The sequence below is a fragment of the Dietzia sp. KRD202 genome (assembly GCF_017168155.1).
Taxonomy (GTDB): domain Bacteria; phylum Actinomycetota; class Actinomycetes; order Mycobacteriales; family Mycobacteriaceae; genus Dietzia; species Dietzia kunjamensis.
The window spans coordinates 1-384 of the sequence record NZ_JABFAN010000135.1; the positions used below are offsets into that span (position 1 = coordinate 1).

Below are 384 nucleotides of genomic sequence, written 5' to 3' on the forward strand. Positions count from 1 at the left end.
GACGTGATCCCCGCGATCGAGCGCGTCGGCGGGGCGCCCGTGGTGCTGAAGCTGCTCGAGGGCACGCAGGGCATCGGCGTGATCCTGGCGCCCTCGATCAAGGTGGCGGAGGCGATCATCGAGACGCTCCAGAGCACGAGGCAGCAGGTGCTCATCCAGCACTTCGTGCAGGAGAGCAAGGGCCGCGACATCCGCGCCCTGGTGGTGGGCGACCGGGTGGTCGGTGCGATGCGCCGCACCGCCGTCGGCGACGAGTTCCGCTCGAACGTGCATCGGGGCGGCACCGTCGAGGCGGTCGCGCTCGAGCCGGAGTACGAGCGGGTCGCGGTGCGCGCGGCGCAGATCATGGGCCTCAAGGTCGCGGGCGTCGACATGCTCGAGGGC

The 384-nt window shown here is 71.6% G+C and carries 1 protein-coding gene; it reads left to right on the plus strand.

The annotated features are described in order from the left end of the window. Positions 1-384 (plus strand): RimK family alpha-L-glutamate ligase (locus J1M64_RS19335; RefSeq protein ID WP_374220878.1); only part of this gene is annotated, 384 nt, incomplete at both ends.